This is a genomic window from Vreelandella gomseomensis (assembly GCF_031451645.1).
GTDB classification, from domain to species: domain Bacteria; phylum Pseudomonadota; class Gammaproteobacteria; order Pseudomonadales; family Halomonadaceae; genus Vreelandella; species Vreelandella gomseomensis.
In genome coordinates this window covers 294,435-310,535 of the sequence record NZ_JARWAI010000001.1, presented here as the reverse complement: position 1 = coordinate 310,535, position 16,101 = coordinate 294,435, and the positions used below count along the sequence as shown (strand labels likewise).

At 60.5% G+C, this 16,101-nt stretch carries 16 protein-coding genes; 11 read left to right on the top strand and 5 right to left on the bottom strand.

Going from position 1 to position 16,101, the window contains the following annotated elements; translation table 11 throughout:
• Positions 1 to 63 precede the first annotated feature (63 nt).
• Both QC815_RS01315 and QC815_RS01310 read left to right on the top strand, forming a co-directional pair.
• The gene (locus tag QC815_RS01315; RefSeq protein WP_309766542.1) at positions 64 to 672 is read left to right on the top strand and encodes a TetR/AcrR family transcriptional regulator; all 609 of its coding nucleotides are present in this window, start codon (positions 64 to 66) and stop codon (positions 670 to 672) included.
• 112 nt (positions 673 to 784) lie between these two features.
• A complete protein-coding gene (locus QC815_RS01310) occupies positions 785 to 2,968 on the top strand; it encodes an OsmC domain/YcaO domain-containing protein (RefSeq protein WP_309766540.1) in 2,184 nt (727 codons plus the stop codon).
• Positions 2,969 to 3,000: 32 nt separating this feature from the next.
• On the opposite strand, the gene QC815_RS01305 is transcribed toward QC815_RS01310, so the two are convergent.
• From QC815_RS01305 to QC815_RS01285, 5 genes are all read right to left on the bottom strand, one after another.
• Positions 3,001 to 3,933: a LysO family transporter gene (locus QC815_RS01305; protein ID WP_230446020.1), complete on the bottom strand. Its 933-nt coding sequence runs from the start codon at positions 3,931 to 3,933 to the stop codon at positions 3,001 to 3,003.
• Entirely contained in the window at positions 3,934 to 4,638 is a 705-nt protein-coding gene (locus QC815_RS01300; protein ID WP_309766538.1) for a hypothetical protein, read from the bottom strand. It lies immediately after the preceding gene.
• 53 nt (positions 4,639 to 4,691) lie between these two features.
• On the bottom strand, positions 4,692 to 6,041 hold the full coding sequence (locus QC815_RS01295; protein ID WP_309766536.1) for a nicotinate phosphoribosyltransferase: 1,350 nt from the start codon (positions 6,039 to 6,041) through the stop codon (positions 4,692 to 4,694).
• Positions 6,038 to 6,604, bottom strand: coding sequence for a nicotinamidase (locus tag QC815_RS01290; RefSeq protein ID WP_230446023.1), 567 nt, complete (start codon positions 6,602 to 6,604; stop codon positions 6,038 to 6,040). The genes QC815_RS01295 and QC815_RS01290 overlap by 4 nt, the downstream gene beginning before the upstream one ends.
• An 80-nt stretch (positions 6,605 to 6,684) precedes the next feature.
• Positions 6,685 to 7,620, bottom strand: coding sequence for a 2-hydroxyacid dehydrogenase (locus QC815_RS01285; RefSeq protein WP_230446024.1), 936 nt, complete (start codon positions 7,618 to 7,620; stop codon positions 6,685 to 6,687).
• Between the two features lie 259 nt (positions 7,621 to 7,879).
• Between QC815_RS01285 and doeA the strand changes: the two genes are divergently transcribed.
• The 9 genes from doeA to QC815_RS01240 all read left to right on the top strand — a co-directional run bounded on the left by doeA (position 7,880) and on the right by QC815_RS01240 (position 16,043).
• A complete protein-coding gene (gene doeA, locus QC815_RS01280; protein WP_230446025.1) occupies positions 7,880 to 9,079 on the top strand; it encodes an ectoine hydrolase DoeA in 1,200 nt (399 codons plus the stop codon).
• A gap of 12 nt (positions 9,080 to 9,091) precedes the next feature.
• A complete protein-coding gene (gene doeB, locus QC815_RS01275) occupies positions 9,092 to 10,123 on the top strand; it encodes a N(2)-acetyl-L-2,4-diaminobutanoate deacetylase DoeB (protein WP_230446026.1) in 1,032 nt (343 codons plus the stop codon).
• 8 nt (positions 10,124 to 10,131) lie between these two features.
• The gene (locus QC815_RS01270) at positions 10,132 to 10,605 is read left to right on the top strand and encodes an Lrp/AsnC family transcriptional regulator (protein ID WP_230446027.1); all 474 of its coding nucleotides are present in this window, start codon (positions 10,132 to 10,134) and stop codon (positions 10,603 to 10,605) included.
• A gap of 204 nt (positions 10,606 to 10,809) precedes the next feature.
• Positions 10,810 to 12,306 (top strand): NAD-dependent succinate-semialdehyde dehydrogenase, encoded by a 1,497-nt coding sequence (locus QC815_RS01265; protein WP_230446028.1) that lies wholly within the window; start codon positions 10,810 to 10,812, stop codon positions 12,304 to 12,306.
• Positions 12,307 to 12,389: 83 nt separating this feature from the next.
• Positions 12,390 to 13,823, top strand: a complete 1,434-nt coding sequence (locus tag QC815_RS01260) for an aspartate aminotransferase family protein (protein WP_230446029.1) — start codon at positions 12,390 to 12,392, stop codon at positions 13,821 to 13,823.
• Positions 13,824 to 13,934: 111 nt separating this feature from the next.
• A complete protein-coding gene (locus QC815_RS01255; protein ID WP_309766532.1) occupies positions 13,935 to 14,615 on the top strand; it encodes a haloacid dehalogenase type II in 681 nt (226 codons plus the stop codon).
• Positions 14,616 to 14,628: 13 nt separating this feature from the next.
• A complete protein-coding gene (locus QC815_RS01250; RefSeq protein ID WP_309766530.1) occupies positions 14,629 to 15,087 on the top strand; it encodes a DUF302 domain-containing protein in 459 nt (152 codons plus the stop codon).
• 86 nt (positions 15,088 to 15,173) lie between these two features.
• Positions 15,174 to 15,521, top strand: coding sequence for a putative quinol monooxygenase (locus QC815_RS01245; RefSeq protein ID WP_230446032.1), 348 nt, complete (start codon positions 15,174 to 15,176; stop codon positions 15,519 to 15,521).
• 54 nt (positions 15,522 to 15,575) lie between these two features.
• The gene (locus QC815_RS01240; protein WP_230446033.1) at positions 15,576 to 16,043 is read left to right on the top strand and encodes an S-ribosylhomocysteine lyase; all 468 of its coding nucleotides are present in this window, start codon (positions 15,576 to 15,578) and stop codon (positions 16,041 to 16,043) included.
• Positions 16,044 to 16,101: the final 58 nt, after the last annotated feature.

The window sequence follows — 16,101 nt, the reverse complement described above, 5'->3', positions numbered from 1 at the left end:
GATGATCGTCTTGACTGACGCTTCACTTGCTCATACTAGACTGACTGGTCTATTTTTAACGATATGAAAAACACCGCTACGCGCGAAAAGCTCATCGAGACCGGTGCCGAACTGATCGGCCAGCACGGCTATAATGCCACGGGGATCAATGCCGTATTGAAAACCTGCGGCGTTCCCAAGGGCTCGTTTTACCACTACTTCTCGAGCAAGGAGGAGTTTGGCCTGGCGGTGATCAATCAGTTTGCGGCTGCCTACGATGCGCAGCTGGCCGAGCTGCTGGAAGACACGATGACCCCACCGCTCGAGCGGTTGCGGCGTTACTTTGCTGCCGGGCGCGAGCACATGCACAGCTGCAACCATGCCACGGGCTGTTTAATCGGCAATCTGGGCCAGGAGCTTTCCGGGCAGAGCGATACCTTCCGTGATGCCCTGGATCGGGTTTTCCAGCGCTGGGAGCACCGTCTGGTAGGTTGTCTAAAGGGGGCTCAGGAAGCCGGTGAGTTAAGCGCCGCGCTACCCGCCGATACCCTCGCCAGCTTTATTCTCTCGGGCTGGGAAGGCGCGATCCTGCGTGCCAAAACGCTCAAGTCCGTGGTGCCGATGGAGCAGTTCGAGGCGATTCTGTTCCAGCAGGTGCTGGTGCCGCCCGAGAGTAATGTCGGCAGCGCCTGATTAATACGACTTTCCAAGACGAACCGGGTTAAAAACTGGATAATGGCCGCCATTCGCCTACGCCCTGGTGGTTTAAACGGCTAGGCAAACTCATTGCTCCGGATGCCCGCTCATGGAAATCAAAGTCAATTACCTCGACAATCTCCGGCTCGAGGCCAAGTTCGACGACTTCAATGTCATCTCCGACCAGCCGATTCGTTACAAGGGTGACGGTTCGGCGCCTGGCCCGTTCGATTACTTCCTCGCGTCTTCGGCCATGTGCGCCGCCTACTTCGTCAAGGTGTATTGCAACGCGCGCAATATTCCCACCGAGAACATCCGCCTGTCGCAGAACAACATCGTCGACCCGGAAAATCGCTACAAGCAGATCTTCAAGATCCAGGTCGAGCTGCCGGATGATATCTCGGAAAAAGATCGCGAAGGCATGCTGCGCTCCATCGATCGCTGCACGGTGAAGAAGGTGGTGCAGACCGGCCCCGAGTTCCAGATCGAGGTGGTCGAGAACATCGACGAGGACGCCCAGGCGCTGCTGATGGGCGCGCCGGAAGGCAGCCGCACCTATATTGAGGGCAAGGATCTGCCGCTTGAGCAGACCATCGCCAACATGAGCGCGATACTCGCCGACCTCGGCATGAAAATCGAAATCGCCTCGTGGCGCAATATCGTGCCCCACGTCTGGTCGCTGCATATCCGCGACGCGGCCTCGCCGATGTGCTTTACCAACGGCAAGGGCGCCACCAAGGAGAGCGCGCTGTGTTCTGCTCTGGGCGAGTTTATCGAGCGGCTGAGCTGCAACTTCTTCTATAACGACCAGTTCTTTGGCGAAGCAATCGCCAATAGCGAATTTGTTCACTACCCCGACGAACAGTGGTTTCAGCCTGGCCCCAAGGATGAGCTACCCGAGGAAATTCTCGACGAGCACTGCCTAGCGATCTATAACCCGGAAGGCGAGCTCAATGGCTCCCACCTTTTCGATACCAACTCGGGTCGTGTTGATCGTGGCATCGTGTCGCTACCGTTTGTGCGCCAGTCGGATGGTGAGACGGTGTATTTCCCGTCGAACCTGATTGAAAACCTGTTCCTGAGCAACGGCATGAGCGCCGGCAACACCCTGGTGGAAGCCCAGGTACAGTGCCTCTCGGAAATTTTCGAGCGGGCGGTAAAGCGTGAAATCCTCGAGCAGGAGCTAGCCCTGCCCGACGTGCCGCAGGAGGTACTGGCGAAATACCCGAGTATCGTCGAAGGCATTGCCGCGCTGGAAGCCCAGGGCTTTCCGGTGCTGGTCAAAGATGCCTCCATGGGCGGGCAGTTCCCGGTCATGTGCGTCACCTTGATGAACCCGCGCACCGGCGGCGTGTTTGCCTCCTTCGGCGCCCACCCAAGCTTCGAAGTGGCGCTGGAGCGCAGCCTGACCGAGCTATTGCAGGGCCGCAGCTTCGAGGGCCTGAACGACCTGCCGCTGCCGACCTTCAACTCGCAAACCGTCGCGGAGCCCAATAACTTCGTCGAGCACTTTATCGACTCGGTGGGCGTGGTCTCCTGGCGCTTCTTTAGCGCCAAGCCTGACTTTGAGTTCAGTGAATGGGACTTCTCCGGCAGCAATCAGGAAGAGGCCGAAACGCTGTTTGGCATTTTTGAGGAGCTAGGGGCCGAAGTGTATGTGGCGATTCACGAAGACCTTGGGGCGCCCGTATGCCGTATTCTGGTGCCCGGCTATTCCGAGGTCTACCCGATCGAGGATCTGATCTGGGACAACACCAACAAGGCGCTGGATTACCGCGAAGATATTCTCAACCTGCATCGTCTTGCTGACGATCAACTGACGGATCTGGTCGAGCGGCTGGAAGACAGCCAGATGGACGACCACACCGATATCATCACCCTGATTGGTATCGAGTTCGACGAGAACACGGAATGGGGACAACTGACCATTCTGGAGCTGAAGCTGCTGGTCTATCTGGCGCTGCAGCGCCACGAAGAGGCGCTGGATTGCGTGCAGATGTTCCTGCAGTACAACGACAACACCGTCGAGCGCGGCCTGTTCTACCAGGCGGTGAACGCGGTGCTGGAAATTGTCCTGGATGATGAACTCGAATTGGAAGATTACCTGCACAACTTCCAGCGCATGTTCGGCGAAGCGACCATGGCGGCGGTCGTCGGCTCGGTGAGTGGCGACGTGCGCTTCCACGGCCTGACGCCCACCAACATGCAGCTCGACGGCCTGGAGCGCCACCAGCGCCTGATCGAAAGTTACCAGAAGCTGCATGCCGCCCGTGCGGCTAGGGCGGCCGGGTAACTCGCCAGGCTTGCGGGGTGAAGCCGGCTACTTCACCCCGATAGCGAGAGAAAAAACAAGATCAGCGGTGGCGAAAGCAACGAGAGAATAAACCCGCTGACCACGGCGATGGGCACGCAGGCCACGCCGCCGTGTTGCTGAATGACCGGCAGCGTGAAATCCATGGACGTCGCGCCGCCGTAGCCAATCGCCAGCGCGGTGTGGCGGTGAATGACCAGCGGTATCAGGATGAACGCCAGCAGTTCGCGGGTCAGGTCGTTGAAAAACGCCACCCCGCCCATCAGCGGGCCCAGCTGGTCGCCGATCAGAATGGCCGAGAGCGAGTACCAGCCAAAGCCCGCGGCCATGGCGAGGCCTTCGTTCCAGCTTAGCGCCAGCAGCGGGGCGGCCACCAAGCCAGCCAGCAGCGAGCTGAGCGCCAGGGTGACGGCAATTGCCAGCCCCAGCCGGTTGAGCAATATCTGCTTGAGCGGCATGCCCGAATTACGCAACTGGCAGCCGATGAGCGCCAGCAGCAGGTAGAGCACCCATTCGGCCAGTAAATCCGCCGTGGTAAATAGCTTTTCCCCGAGATGGGGGCCGGCCAGCAGGCCGGCGGTAACACCGCCAGCCACCACCGCCACTAACAACAGCGAGCCCTGCATCGCCGCCAGCTTGCTGGTCGGCGCATCCTTGACCACCGGCGACTGGCCGGCTTTCAGCGCCACCCTGCGCGATAGCCACCACAGCGCCGCCAGATTGAACAGCGTGGTAATGCTGAACAGCAGCAGAGCGTTGCCGCCGAGCCGGGAAAGCTGGCTCGAGAGGTTTTCAAGCCCGGTCAGGCTGATGCCCATCAGCAGCAAAATGATGTAAACGGCGCTGTTGACGGCGTGGTTGATCGCTTGCTGCCAGCGCAACGAAGGAACGCGCACCAGGTAGCCCAGCAGCAGCGGGAGTAGGACGATCAGTAATCCGGAAAACATTTACGGCGTGGTGCCCCCGTCTGGCTTGAACTCGGTCAAGGCGATCTGCGTTTCTCGCTCCCCGTTCTTGATGTACTCGGCGGACAGCACCAGCCCGGGCCAGTCGGGGTGGAAACTCAGGTGAAGCTCGCGATCGCGTTTTTCGGCGTTCAACAACACCACGTTCCGCGCGTCGAACTTGCCGGCGGGGACGCTGATGGGCTGTTGGCTATCCAGGTAATACCGGTAGTGCTCTTCGTCGCCCTCGTGATCCAGAAAGCGCACATCGCAGGGTGCCGCCTCGGTGCAGTGCTCGTTGCCGGCGCGGCGCGACAGGTCGAACAGGGCGGTTTGGCGGTCAAGTGTGGTCAGCTCGCCTTCCTTGAGCTGGTAGTCGTTGCCGATGCCGAACAGTGAATAGCTACTGTTGTAGAGCAACGCACGGGTGGTGTTGTCGGCCACGCTGAAGCGGCTTCTTTCCTCGCCGCTTACCACCGCGATGGAGAAGCGCATGTCGCTGCGCCAGTGATTACCTTCCTGGCTCAGGTGATGGGTAATGGTCGCGCTGGGCCAGCCGCTGACCTTGAGACGGTAGCTGGCTTCAAACGCCTGTGGCGCTTTGGTGGCGGCGCTGGCGTCGGCCACCAGGGCGCCACAGAGGATAAGGGCCGCCGTCGCGGCGAGGCGCCGCGGGTGGTGAAAATAGCGTGATAGCGCACAGCGCATAAGTAAGTCTCCCTGACGAGCGGTCGCCCAATCGTTTGGGCGGTGTGGCATGCTTATACCGTGGACGATAGATGCGCCAGGGCGTCACTCAGTGCCACCGGGTAATCGCTTTCTCCGTCGGCCAGCGCCGTCACGGAGGCTGGAAAGCGCGGCAGGGCATCGGCCACCCGGGTGCTGGCGTGCTGGGTGTCGGCCATCGCCGTGGTGTTGATGACGCCGCCGGTCACCACCGGCACGAGTAACGCCTCGCCTTCGATACCTGTTTCATCGCGACGGGCGATGATATCGCCAAGGTAGCGTCCTTGGGTATCCCGCCGGCGATAGATTTGTTTGCGGGTTGGCAGGTTGGTCTTGCTGGGAGAATGCTTGGCCCGCGGTGTGCCGGCGTATTCAACCAGCTTGTACGACAGGTCGATCACCGGGGCATCCGCCGAAACGCCCATCTGGGTGCCGACGCCAAAGGCGTCGATCGGTGCATCCTGAGCAATCAGCTCGGCGATGCTGTGCTCGTCCAGGCCGCTACTGGCAATGATCCTGATTGACTGAAAGCCGGCGTCGTCCAGTAACGCCCGCGCGCGCTTGGCGAGCGTGCTCAGGTCGCCCGAGTCGAGGCGAACGGCACTGACCGTAAGGCTGGGCATGTCACGCAGCACGTCGATCACGTGCTGAACGCCTTGCAGGGTGTCGTAGGTATCGACCAGCAAGGTGGTGTCGGGGTAGTGGCGGGCAAATGCGCGGAAGGCCGAGGGCTCGTCATCGTGCGCGAGAATATAGCTGTGCGCCATGGTGCCGCTGAGCGGCAGATCATGGCGCAGCCCGCCGAGTACATTACTGGTGCCGCTGATGCCTGCCGTCTTGTAAGCGCGCACCCCGCGTACCGCCGCATCGATGCCGTGCACGCGGCGCATGCCAAAATCCACTACCGGGCGGTCGCCCGCCGCCCAGACGATACGCGCCGCCTTGGACGCCAGCACCGTTTCCAACTGGACAAGGTTCATGATCAGGCTTTCGAGCAGTTGGGCCTCGGCGATCGGGGCGTCCACTTCAAGCAGCGGCTGATGGGGGAAGAGCACGGTGCCTTCGGGCACGGCCCAGATATCCCCGGAAAACCGCCAGTTCGACAGCCAGTCCAGAAAATCGTCGTCAAAGCGCCCGGTCGAGGCGAGTTTTTTAATGGCAACGGCGTTGAAATGCAGCTGGCTGAGCGTGGCCGCCGCGTGCTGCTGGCCGCAGGCGAGGATAAACCGGCGCGACGGGGGGAGCTCGCGGAAAAACAGGCTGAACGTCGCGGGCGTCTGGTGCATTCCCTCTTTCCAGTAGGCCTGGATCATGGTCAGCTGGTAAAGATCGGTCAAAAGTGCCAGCTCGTCGTCTGCCACGCTCAGCGTCACGGGTTCACTCATTCACTTACCTCGGCCCCGGCATTCTGCATCTCACGACGGCAGCGCGGGATGGCGTCGGGGTCGGCCGCGGCGGATAAGGTTTCCAGAAACAGCGTGGTAAAGCCTTCGCGGCAGGCTTCAAGTACCGTGGCGTGGACGCATACGTCGAGCGCCAGGCCGCACACCACAACGCGCTGGATATTGCGTTCGCGCAGGTAGTCGCCCAGGCCCGTGCCATCGAAGGCCGAATAGGCGTCGGCATCAAAGGCCGTGGCCTTGCTCACGCGGATCACCTCGTCGGGGAGCACGAGATCCGGGTGAAAGGCGGCGCCCGGCGTATCCTGCACGCAGTGAATCGGCCAGGGACCGCCTCGGTGGCTGAAGCTGACATGATCCACAGGGTGCCAGTCCCGGGAGGCCACGACGGTCGCCCCGGCGGCGAGGGCCGCGTCGATTTCGGCATTGATGCCGGGCACCAGGGCGCTACCGCCGTCAATCGCCAGGGCACCGCCTTCGCAGAAGTCGCGCTGCATGTCCACGACCAACAGGGCGTCATGGGGTTGATAATGGAGGGCCGACGTCATGGTGCGTTTCTCCTTTATTTCCAACGGGTTAATTATTTGCTACCGGTATGGACAAGTTACCCGTTCGAGTGTTTCGGGCATCAGTAGCCTGCTTCAGGATCGATGGTCGTGACTGGCTCGCCGGCTTCAAAGGCCTTCACATAGGCAATGACCTGGTCGATGGCGTCACTGAGCGGCGTCGGGGCGGCCATGTGCGGGGTGACGATGACCCTGGGATGTTGCCACAACGGATGATCGGCGGATAGCGGCTCTTCCTCGAAGACGTCGAGCAAGGCGCCGCGCAGATGGCCGGGGTCATTGCCCGGGCCCAGCGCCTCAAGCAGCGCTGTCTGATCGATCAAGCTGCCCCGGCCAGGGTTGATGATGCTGGCCCCTTCAGGTAGTTGGGCAAGCCGCTCGGCGTCAAGAATATGTCGCGTTGCGGCGGTGTCGGGCAGGATAGTGATGACCGTCTGCACCTGACCGAGTAACTCGTTGAGGCCTGCCTCGCCGTGCAGGCAGTGAATACCCTCGATCTGCTTGGGTGAGCGGCTCCAGCCGAGTACCGGAAAGCCCGCCTGGTTGAGTTCGTTTGCCACAAAGCGGCCGATCGCGCCCAGTCCGAGTATGCCGACCGGCCACCGGGATTTTTCGACGACGCCCTGGGGTTGCCAGGTGGCGCTTTGTTGCTGGGCCGCATAGCGATCCATGCTGCGGTAGAAATGCAGCACGCCGTAAAGCACATAATCCGCCATCAGCTCGCCCATGCCCGCATCGCGTAGCTTGACGATGGGCACCTGACGGGGCAGGCCGGGGGTCTTGAGCAGGTGGTCGACCCCCGCGCCTAGGTTAATGATGCCCTTGAGCCGGGTTTGCTCCTCGAGCAAATGCGCAGGGGCTTTCCAGACGGCGAGGTAATCGGCGTTCTGGCGATCGTCCGCCGGTGCGTCACTGGTCAGCACCTGGGCATCGGGAAACGCCTCGGCCAGCGCTTCCTGCCACTGCTCGGCCTCGTCGATATGCACAATGATTTTCATGGCGGCTCCTGTCGCAGGCGGGTCATTACGCAAGGCTATCATGGTAGGCGATAAACGCCGCAGCAGACTTGCTTAGCGTAAATCATGATGCCCTATGCATATTTTGTCATAAAGGCTTTGACCGGCAACCAAGGGTGGGTGCTAGTATCGGCTCAAGACGACGTTGGCGGGCCTACTGTGGCGGTGACCAGGTCGATCCTGTGGCCCAGCGACCTGTAATGGTGCTGGTTCTTGGTGATCCTTAATGGCGAGTTGCCCGATGACTCAGGTGTCCCTGCCTTTCACTCGTGAAGAGTATGCAAACCGCCTCTGGAAGGTGCGTGCTGAAATGGCCGGTCGCGGCATTGACGTCTTGATCGTCAGTGACCCCTCTAACATGGCCTGGCTGACCGGCTACGACGGTTGGTCGTTCTATGTCCATCAGTGCGTGCTGGTGGGCCTTGAGGGTGAGCCTGTCTGGTTTGGCCGGCGCATGGATGCTAACGGCGCGTTGCGTACCTGCTGGATTGATCCCGACAACATCACCTATTACCCGGATTATTACGTGCAGAATCCGGATATGCACCCGATGGAATACCTGGCCCAGTCGATCATGCCCGACCGAGGCTGGCACCTGGGCGTGGTGGGCATGGAAATGGACAACTACTACTTTTCCGCCAAGGCTTATCAGAGCTTGCTGCGTGAACTGCCCCATGCGCGCTTCATGGATGCCAACGCCCTGGTAAACTGGTGCCGGTCGATCAAGTCGCCCCAGGAAATCAGCTATATGCGCACGGCCGCCAAGATCGTGGAAGGCATGCACACGCGTATACTGGAAGTCATCGAGCCAGGCCTGCCCAAGAGCAAGCTGGTCTCGGAGATTTACCGCGTCGGTATCGAAGGCTTTGTGGATGAAAACGGCAAGGTATTTGGCGGCGACTATCCGGCGATCGTGCCTATGCTGCCCACCGGCAAGGACGCTGCGGCTCCCCACCTGACCTGGGACGATACGCCGTTTCGCGAAGGCGAGGGCACGTTTTTCGAGATTGCCGGGGTATTCAAGCGCTACCACGCGCCGATGTCGCGGACGGTATTCTTAGGCAAGCCGCCGGCGGATTTTATTCGGGCGGAGTCGGCGCTGCTGGAAGGCATCGAAAACGGCCTGGCGGTGGCCAAGCCCGGCAATGGTACTGCCGATATTGCCATGGCGCTGGGCGCTGCCATGGATAAATACGGCTTTGACCGCGGCGGCGCCCGCTGTGGCTATTCGATCGGTATTTCCTACCCGCCGGACTGGGGCGAGCGCACCATGAGCCTGCGCCCCTCGGATGACACCATCCTGCAGCCGGGCATGACGTTTCACTTCATGCCCGGCCTGTGGGTTGAAGACTGGGGCCTGGAAATCACCGAAAGCATCTTGATCACCGAAGACGGCTGCGAAACGCTGGCCAACTTTCCGCGTCAGCTGTTTGTTAAGTAAAAGGACGACACCATGACGATACCCTCCCGCCAACAGCGGCCCAGCCCGATTTCGGCTACCGTGGACTTTGATGCCGACGGCGTCCAGCACGGCTTCTTGAAGCTGCCGATTTCCACCGATGAATCCGCCTGGGGCGCGGTGATGATACCCGTCACCGTGGTGAAGAATGGCGACGGCCCCACGGCGCTTTTGACCGGCGGCAACCACGGCGATGAATACGAGGGCATCACTTCGCTGCTCAAACTGTCGTCAACGCTCAAGGCAGAGGACGTCACCGGGCGGGTGATTATCGTGCCGTGCATGAACACCCCGGCGGTGATGGCCGGGAAACGCACCTCGCCGATGGACAAGGGCAACCTCAACCGCAGCTTTCCGGGCGACCCCAACGGCAGCGTCACGCCGCAGATTGCCGACTACTTCACCCGCGTGCTGGTGCCGATGAGCGACGTCGTGCTCGACCTGCATTCCGGCGGCCGCACGCTGGATATCCTGCCGTTCGGCGCCTCCCACGTGCTGGACGACAAAGCCCAGCAGCAGGCCGCCCTGGAGGGGGCCAAAGCCTTTGGCGCGCCCTACGCCATGGTGATGTTCGAGCTGGATGCAGAGAAACTCTTCGACACCGCCTGCGAGCGCCAGGGCAAGGTGTTTGTGGCCACCGAGCTTGGTGGGGGCGGCACCTCGACGCCCGAGAGCATCGCGATTGCCGAACGTGGCGTACGTAATTTCCTGATCCATTACGGTCTGGTAGCAGGCGAGGTGGAAATGCCTGCCGGTGGGCAGATGTATCTGGATATGCCCGACGCCAGTTGCTACGTGCAAAGCCAGCATTCAGGCGTGCTCGAACTGCTGGTGGCGCTGGGTGACGAGGTAAAAAAGGGCCAAACCATTGCCTACGTCTACGACATGACCCGCAGCGGCACCGAACCGGTGGCGTATCACGCCGAACGCGACGGCATTCTGATGGCCCGTCGCGCACCGTCGTTAATCAACATGGGCGACACCCTGGCGGTGATTGCCGATGTGGTTGAGCGTCTGGAGGCGTAACCCCTGCCGTGATGAAACTTGATCGTTACGACCTGAAAATTCTCGACATTTTGTCCCGCGACGGGCGAATCACCAAGTCGAAGCTGGCCGACGCCATCAACCTCTCCGTCAGCCCTTGCTGGGAGCGGGTCAAGCGGCTGGAAAACGCCGGCGTCATCCAGGGTTACAGCGCGCGCATCGATGCCGAGGTGCTGGTGCCGCGCAATCCCGTCTGGGTGCAAATCGAGCTCAAACAGCACAACGCCGACAGCTTTGCGCGCTTTGAGGCGCTGGTGATGCAGACGCCGGAGGTGACCGAGTGCGTGGCGGTGGGCGGCGGCGTGGACTATCTGGTCAAGTTTGAAGCCCGCACCATCGACAGCTACCAGCGCCTGATGGACAAGTGGCTGGTCTCGGATGCAGGTATCGAGCGCTATTTCACCTATATCGTGACCAAGACCGTCAAGCGCGAGCCCATCGGTATCGATATCGGCGACGTGTAACGCCCTGATGCCGTTTACCCGCCAAAAAAAACCGCTGCTAAAGCGGTTTTGACAAAAAAAGTTCCGCGATTGCCTGGCGCTTTCAAAAACACTTCGTGCGCCATCTCCTCTAGGCTAGACACATCGAAACACGACGGCTCAGCCGTCATTTTCAATGTTCAATGGCTTGTCGCCTGCCAAGGCGTGCAACCCGGGGAGGTGCCCATGACCACACTATCGACGACGCTTGCCAAACGCCTGGAAGATCCGCGTCTGTTCCGTCAGTACGCCTACGTGAACGGTAAATGGACGCATGGCGAGGGCGGTCGTGAAGAAGCGGTCTACGACCCCGCAACCAATGAAGCCATCGGCCATATCCCGCTGCTGGAAGCCAATCAGATTACTGCCGCCGTGGATGCGGCTGAAGACGCCTTTGGACAGTGGCGGGCGCTGCGCGCTGACGAACGCTGCGAGCGCCTGCTGGCCTGGTATGACCTGATTCAGGCCAACCGTGAAGACCTCGCCACCATCATGACGCTTGAGCAGGGAAAACCGCTGCCTGATTCCCGCGGCGAGGTGCAATACGGTGCCAGCTTCGTGCGTTGGTTCGCCGAAGAAGGCAAGCGTACCTACGGCGACACCATCCCCAGCCCGATTCCCAATGCCTCGCTCGGCACCCTCAAGGAGCCGGTGGGTATTTCGGCCATGATCACGCCTTGGAACTTTCCGCTGGCGATGATTACCCGCAAGGCCGCAGCGGCGCTGGCAGCCGGCTGCCCGGTGATCATCAAGCCGGCCAACGAAACGCCGTTCTCGGCGCTGGCGCTGGCAGAACTCGCCGAGCGGGCCGGCATTCCGGAAGGCATCTTCAACGTCGTGCTGGGTGACCCGCCCGAGGTGTCCAAGATTCTGTGTTCCGAGCCGCGTATCCGTGCGCTGTCGTTCACCGGCTCCACCCGCGTCGGGCGCATCCTGATCGAACAGAGCGCCAACACCGTCAAGCGGCTCGCGTTGGAGCTGGGCGGGAACGCGCCGTTTATCGTAGGCCCGGATATGGATCCCAAGGAAGCCGCCTATGCAGCGGTGGCGGCCAAGTTCCAGACCGCCGGGCAGGACTGTCTGGCGGCCAACCGTATTCTGGTGCACGAATCCATCCACGATGAATTCGTCGAGCAGTTTGCCGAGCGCATGTCCGCGCTGACCGTGGGTAACGGGCTGGAGAGTGAAATCGATCTGGGGCCGCTGATTCACCGCCAGGCGGTCGATAAAGCCGCCTCCATCGTCGACGACGCAGTGTCGAAAGGCGCCACCATGGTGGCGGGTGACCAGAGCCAGGCCCCCGGCGAGAACTTCTTCATGCCGGTGCTGCTCACCAACGTCACCGCGAACATGAAAGTATGGCGGGAGGAAAACTTCGCGCCGGTTGCCGGGATTACCAAGTATTCCAGCGACGATGAAGTGATCGAAATGGCCAACGATACCGAGTATGGCCTGGCGGCGTATATCTACACCCACGATATTCGGCGTATCTGGAAGCTGATGCGCGCTCTGGAATACGGCATGGTCAGCGTCAACTCGGTTAAGATGACCGGCCCGCCGGTGCCCTTTGGCGGCGTGAAACAATCCGGCCTCGGCCGTGAGGGCGGCGCCACGGGTATCGATGAGTACCTGGAAACCAAGTATTACTGCCTGGGCGCGCTGGGTTCCGTCTCCGGCAGCTAGGAGCGCCTGGGTACCCAGCCGTCAGTCACTATTTAAATACCCTCCCCGCTCTGTGGGGAGGTTTACCGTCTAGAGAGAACGCCATGAGCTTGCATCAGGATCTGATCGAACGTGATCGTAACGTCACCTTCCACGCCTCTACCCACCTGCGTGACTTCGCCCATGGCGATGCGCCGGGTCGGGTGATTACCGGTGGTCAGGGCATCAATATCGTGGACAAGGACGGCCGTGAATTTATCGATGGCTTTGCCGGACTCTACTGCGTCAACATCGGCTATGGGCGCACCGAAGTGGCCGAGGCCATCTACAAGCAGGCCCTGGAGCTCTCTTACTACCACACCTATGTGGGCCACTCGAACGAGCCGCAGATCGAGCTTTCCGAGCGCATTCTGAAAATCGCCGGCATGAACATGTCCAAGGTGTACTACGGCATGTCCGGGTCGGATGCCAACGAAACCCAGCTCAAGATCGTGCGTTACTACAATAACGTCCTGGGGCGGCCGCAGAAGAAAAAGGTCATCTCGCGGATGCGCGGCTATCACGGTTCCGGCATTGCGTCGGGATCGCTGACCGGCCTGAAAGCCTTTCACGATCATTTCGACCTGCCGATCGATACTATTCGGCATACCGAAGCGCCGCACTATTACCTGCGGGCTGCCGAGCAGCACGGCATGACCGAGCTCGAGTTCTCTGCCTACTGTGCGGACAAGCTGGAAGCGATGATTCTGGAAGAAGGCCCGGATACCGTGGCGGCCTTCATCGGCGAGCCGGTACTCGGCACCGGCGGCATCGTACCGCCCCCCGAGGGTTACTGGGCAGCCATCCAGGCGGTGCTGGCCAAGTACGACGTGCTGTTGATTGCCGATGAAGTGGTGTGCGGCTTTGGGCGTACCGGCTCGGACTTCGGCAGCCATCACTATCAAATGAAGCCCGACCTGATCACCATCGCCAAGGGGTTAACCAGCGCCTACCAGCCCTTGTCCGGCGTGATTGTCGGCGAGAAAGTCTGGCAGGTGCTCGAGCAGGGCACCGGTGAATACGGCCCCATCGGCCACGGCTGGACCTACTCCGGCCACGCCCTTGGCTGTGCGGCCGGCCTTGCCAACCTGGACATCATCGAGCGTGAAAACCTGGTGGGCAACGCGGCGGAAACCGGCGGCTACTTTCAGCAGCAGCTCAAGGCCACGTTCGAAGGCCACCCGCTGCTGGGCGACGTGCGCGGCGTTGGCCTGATGGCCGCGCTCGAATTCTCGCCGGATGCCAAGCAGCGCCTGCACTTCGACCCGGCGCTCAAGGTCGGCCCCCGCGTGGCCGCCGCGGCCATGGAAGAGAACCTGATTGCCCGCGCCATGCCGCAGGGTGACATCCTCGGCTTTGCGCCGCCGCTGACCATCAACCGTGACGAAATCGACGACATGATTGGTCGTGCCAAGCGCGCCATCGACCGAGTCACCGACGAACTGGTACGCGCGGGCGATCTGAAAACCGGCGACAAAGAAGCCGCGTTCACAGTGTAAAGAGAGCCTTTGCCGGATTAACGCCGCTGCCTGTGCAGCGGCGTTTTTGTTTTTCAACGCCTCGACTATGCTTAATAGCCCCACGTTTCACTATTAATCCGAGGAGTTTCCATGCAGCCCGTACTGGCATTTGATGTGTATGGCACGCTGATTGATACCCAAGGGGTCAAGGTTGAGCTTGAACGACGCCTGACCGAGCCGGATAAAGCCGCTGAATTTGCCCGCCGCTGGCGCGATAAGCAGCTGGAGTACAGCTTTCGTCACGGTCTGATGGGGGCCTATGTGCCGTTCTCGCAGTGCACACGGGAAGCCCTGGTGTTCACCGACCGCGCCCTGCAGACTGGGCTTTCGGATAACGACCAGGATCACCTGATGGCCGTGTATGCCGAGCTTCCCGCCTTCCCCGATGTGGTGCCTGCGCTTGATCAACTACGCGACGCGGGAATGCGCTGCGTGGCGTTTTCCAACGGCACCGCCGATGCGGTCTCTGCCTTGCTGAAGCGCGCGGGGGTCGATCAGCACATGGACGACGTGGTAAGCGTCGACGATATCAAACGCTTCAAACCCGACCCGTCGGTTTATGCATTTTTACGCAACCGCCTGGAAACCCGCCCCGAGCAGACCTGGCTGATTTCCAGCAACCCCTTCGATGTGATTGGTGCCACCCACGCCGGCTTGCGCAGTGCCTGGGTACGCCGCCACTCGGATGCGCCCTTCGACCCCTGGGGGTTAGAGCCCGATATGACGGTCACGGATCTCGAGTCATTGGCCGACCGCTTACTCAACGTATAGACAAGGAAACAATATGCGCTTTTTACCTTTATTGGCGTTGGCGACGGTGGGTGGGTTGCTCAGTCAGCCGGCGCTGGCCGAAGGCGATAACGGCATTGAACACCTGACCAGCGAGACCAATTTTTCCACGGTCGTCAGGCAGCTTAACGACGCCCTGGATGACAACGGCCTGAGCCTGATGGCCACCGTGAACCATGGTCAAAATGCGGCGAACAACGACCTTGAGCTCGCCCCGACCATGACCTTCATCTTCGGCAATCCTAAGGCCGGTACGCCGATGATGCAGTGTCAGGGCAGCGTTGCGCTGGATTTGCCGCAGAAAATGGTGGTGCGTGAAACCGATGACGGCGTGCGCCTGGAGTGGAACGACCCTCACTACCTGGCCGAGCGCCATGGGCTTGAGGGGTGTGATCTCCCACTCGACAACATTGCGGGCGTACTGAACGATGTCGCCGAGCGTGCGGCTCAGTGAAGGCGCTGAACGTTCACCAGGTCGCGTTGTCCAGACGCACCAGGTAAGCGCATAATAGTGAGCGCTCAACGACTTAGGATGCCATCATGTCAGAAAAGATCTATTGTATTGCCGGTTTCAAACCCAAGCCCGGAAAAGAAGAAGCCGTCTTCAAGGCGCTTCAGGCACTGGAGCCCAACGCGCATCGTGAAGATGCCTGTATTCACTATACCGTGACGCGTCAGATCGATAACCCCTTCGCCCAGGGCACCAGCTACCCGATTGTCTTCCATGAAATCTGGGCCAGCCGCGAAGAGTTCGAAGCCCATTGTCAGCGCAAGGAAATCCAGGATTTCTTCGCCCAGCAGGTTGAGGCGCCCGATGGCGATATCGAAGACGCCAACGTCTGTGTCTACACCGATGAACCCTGGAATTTCGACGCGCCCAAGGTGTAATTCAAAGGTGTACAATAGGGCCAAGTCAGCTACGTACAGCGGAAAGGAGCTAAGATGACCGAGCAAAAGATGAACGTCGAGAGCTTTAACCTGGATCACACCAAGGTAAAAGCACCCTACGTCCGTTTGGCCGATATCAAGGAAGGCCAGAACGGCGACCGGATTCATAAATACGATTTGCGCATTTGCCAGCCGAACAAAGGCCACATGGATATGCCGGCGCTCCATTCGTTGGAGCACCTGATGGCTGAGATGTCGCGCAATCATACCGATAAAGTGGTCGATATCAGCCCCATGGGCTGCCAGACCGGCTTTTACATCGCGATGATCAACCACGACGATTACGACGGCGTGATCGAGATCCTCGAGAAAACCCTCAAAGATATTCTCGATGCTACCGAAGTGCCTGCCTGCAATGAAATGCAGTGCGGCTGGGCGGCCAGTCACAGCCTTGAAGGCGCCCAGGAGCTTGCCAAGGCCTTGCTGGACAAGCGTAATGAGTGGACGCAGGTGTTTGCGTGACCATGACGTAACGCTTTGATTGCATGTCTTCCAACGCCCCCTTGGTCAGGGGGCGTTG